The organism is Mycobacterium sp. TH-M15 (assembly GCF_057473705.1).
Genome location: NZ_JBYCLB010000177.1, coordinates 1 through 2,917 on the forward strand (window position 1 = coordinate 1; position 2,917 = coordinate 2,917).

Annotated in this window: 4 protein-coding genes and 1 tRNA gene; 3 read left to right on the forward strand and 2 right to left on the reverse strand. The window is 70.1% G+C overall.

Annotated features, from left to right (window positions below; genetic code table 11):
* Positions 1-86 precede the first annotated feature (86 nt).
* Both tnpA and AC2VNT_RS04180 read left to right on the forward strand, forming a co-directional pair.
* Positions 87-500, forward strand: coding sequence for an IS200/IS605 family transposase (gene tnpA, locus AC2VNT_RS04175; RefSeq protein WP_486945654.1), 414 nt, complete (start codon positions 87-89; stop codon positions 498-500).
* Between the two features lie 425 nt (positions 501-925).
* Complete coding sequence (locus tag AC2VNT_RS04180; protein WP_486945651.1) at positions 926-1,306, forward strand: hypothetical protein; 381 nt, start codon at positions 926-928, stop codon at positions 1,304-1,306.
* A gap of 39 nt (positions 1,307-1,345) precedes the next feature.
* Here AC2VNT_RS04180 and AC2VNT_RS04185 read toward each other — a convergent pair.
* Positions 1,346-1,418 (reverse strand) — tRNA-Asn (locus AC2VNT_RS04185).
* A 106-nt stretch (positions 1,419-1,524) separates the two neighbouring features.
* Between AC2VNT_RS04185 and AC2VNT_RS04190 the strand changes: the two genes are divergently transcribed.
* Positions 1,525-1,770 (forward strand): hypothetical protein, encoded by a 246-nt coding sequence (locus AC2VNT_RS04190; RefSeq protein WP_486945652.1) that lies wholly within the window; start codon positions 1,525-1,527, stop codon positions 1,768-1,770.
* A gap of 10 nt (positions 1,771-1,780) precedes the next feature.
* Here the strand turns inward: AC2VNT_RS04190 and AC2VNT_RS04195 are convergent.
* A partial coding sequence (locus AC2VNT_RS04195; protein ID WP_486945653.1) for a DNA primase occupies positions 1,781-2,917 on the reverse strand: 1,137 nt, incomplete at its 5' end.

The following is a 2,917-nucleotide window of genomic DNA, read 5'->3' on the forward strand; positions in this document are numbered from 1 at the left end:
CACCGGCGACCGGCGACGCTATCGCCGGTGTCGGATCGCCATGGTAGTCGTTACCCATCTACACACCAACACCGTAAGGCCGACCCCTGACAACCCAGACCTATCGGCGCGCCCGGCACACTGTGTCGGCACTGCACGCCCACCTGGTGTTCGTAACCAAATACAGGCGGAAACTGTTCACCGACGCCATGCTCACCTTCACCGAGCACACCATGCGCACCGTGTGCGGCGAACTCGACGCCGAACTGGTCGAGTTCAACGGCGAGACCGGCCACGTCCACCTGCTCGTCGCCTACCCGCCCACCCTGGCAATCTGCGACCCCGCCCGCCGCCTCAAAGGCCGCACCACGCACGCGGCGCGCCGCGAATACACCGGCACCTGCGTGCGCGCCCGCATGCGTGGCCACCTGTGGTCGCCGTCCTACTTCGCCGTCTCCTGCGGAGGCGCACCACTGTCGATCATCAAGCAATACATCGACGGACAAGCCCGACCACTCTGAACGCCGGGCTCCGCCCGCCGACACACCGGATGGGCTAACCCCGGCCTGAAGTCCGAGGCTTGCGCCCAAGAATTCGGTCACCGTGTCCTGCCCGGACGCCAGCACGGTGGTGTAGGACTTCGGGTCCGGTGTCGGGCTGCCCAGCGGGGTGTCCCGGTCGAAGAACAGCAGCTGCTCCGGGGTGGGTACGCCGGAGTCCACGCACGGATCCGACCGCGGAGCGGGCGGGGCCGCCGGTCGCCACAGGCAGCCGGTGACGGCGCCGGCCAGGGCCGTGAGCATCGCGAACATCGGCAGTGCCCGCACAACCGAGAGCCTAGTGACCGCCGGCGAGCCGCCCCTTTTAGGCTGTCGTGATCGACGTCCGACCGGAATCGATGTCCGAACAACAAAAATCGATGTCCGAACAACAAAGGAGTACCAGCATGGCGTGGTTCCTCGCGCTGCAAGGGCCGCCCAACAAGCTCGGCCAGTCGCCGACCTACGAGCTGCACGAGTCGGCCGAGGTCGACCGGATCGCCCAGGAGATGGCCGGTTCGGCGGCGGAGGACCGGGCGGTCGCGATTCCGGCCGTCTTCCAGAACGGCCGCCAGAAGGTCACCGTGTACGTGCGGCCGGCCGCCTGGGGCGCGTGGGCGTTCTACCAGATGACCGAGGACGAGCGCCGGGAGATGATGGCGGCCAACCCGCTGATCAACGCGATCGCCCAGGCGCAGGTCAGACAACCCGCTCAGCAGGCCGCGCCGCGTCCGCCGGCCGGCCCGGCGCAGCCGCCCGGCCCGGCCACGCTGCCCCGGCTGCAGTGACGGAGCCGCCAGCGAGCCGCTGGCGGCAGCGGTGTCCGGCTCCCCCGGGTGGACTCGAACCACCAACCCTTCGGTTAACAGCCGAATGCTCTGCCAATTGAGCTACTGGGGATTGTCTGTCCGCATCGGGACGACAGCGACTCTAGCGTACGGCAGGCCGGTGGGTGAGGCAGGATGGACCCGATGGAGTCACCGCAGCGTCGTCTGGAGGGACCGCTTTGATCCGCTATGTCGTGGTGTTGGGGCTGGGCTACGTGTTGGGCACCAAGGCGGGCCGGCATCGCTACGAGCAGATCGTCGGCACCTACCGGGCGGTGACGGCGAACCCCGCGATCAAGTCACTGATCCACGGCGGACGTCGGATGATCGCCAACCGGGTCTCCCCGGACCAGAAGATGGTGACCCTGACCCAGATCGACGGGGAGATCAGCGTGCTGGAGCCGCAGCGGCCGGAACGGAACTGAACCGGTCGCCTCATGCGGTCAGGTCGTCGCCGCTGGCCTGCTCCAGCAGGCTGCGCCGGTAGGCCTCCATGGCGACCAGGTCGCCGAAGAGCGCGTGGTACTCGTCGCTGTGGTCGACCGGTGACATCCGCTGCAGCTTGGATTTGACCTCGGCGATCTGCCGGCCGACCCATACCTCCTGCAGCCGGGCCAGCACACCGCCGATGTAGCGGGGCAGCTTGTCGTCGTCGACGCGGATGCCCTCCACACCCAGCTCGTGGATGAGCCCCGTGGTCAGCTCCGAGCTGGTCTGCCCACGCACCGCCTCGATCCACTGGGCACCGGTGAGCCCGGCGCCGGTTCCGCCGGCCGCGTCGACGGCGGCGCGCACCGCCGCGTAGCCGGGGTGGGTGAAGCTGTCCCCGGTCAACGTGTCGAAGACCGGCCCGGCCAGCGCCGGGTACTGCAACGCCGCCTTGAGCGCCTCGCGCTGCGGCCACAGGGCCGGGTCGGCCGGCTCGGGGCGCGAGACCCGGGGCACCGCCGCGGAGGTCTCCCGGGCCGGGTGATGCCCGGCAGCGGCCCTTCGGCCGCGCCCGGCGGCGCGCACCCGGCCGATCACCTGCGCGACGTCGTCCCAGCCGACCCAGCCGGCCAGCTGACGGGCGTACTCGTCGCGCAGCGTGGGGTCCTTGATCTGGGCGACCATCGGCACGCACCGGCGCAGCGCCGCCACCCGGCCCTCGGCGGTGTCCAGGTCCGTCTCGGCCAGCGCGTTGCGGATCGCGAACTCGAACAGCGGGGTGCGCCGGGCCACCAGGTCGCGCAGTGCCTCGTCGCCGTGCGCCAACCACAGATCGCACGGGTCCATGCCGTCGGCGGCCACCGCGACGAACGACTGCCCGGCCAGCTGCTGCTCGCCGTCGAGGGCCTTGACCGCGGCGGCTCGACCGGCCTGGTCGCCGTCGAAGACGTAGATCAGTTCGCCGCGGAAGAAGTTGTCGTCCATCATCAGCCGGCGCAGCATCGCCAGGTGCTCGTCGCCGAACGCGGTGCCGCAGGCGGCCACCGCGGTGGTGACACCGGCCTGGTGCATCGCCATCACGTCGGTGTAGCCCTCGACCACCACCGCCTGGTGCCCCCTGGCGATGTCCCGTTTGGCCAGGTC

What these genes read in the sequence shown, in the direction of transcription:
- AC2VNT_RS04180 (WP_486945651.1), top strand. Translation starts at nt 926, where the DNA reads ATGGCGTGGTTCCTCGCGCTGCAAGGGCCGCCCAACAAGCTCGGCCAG.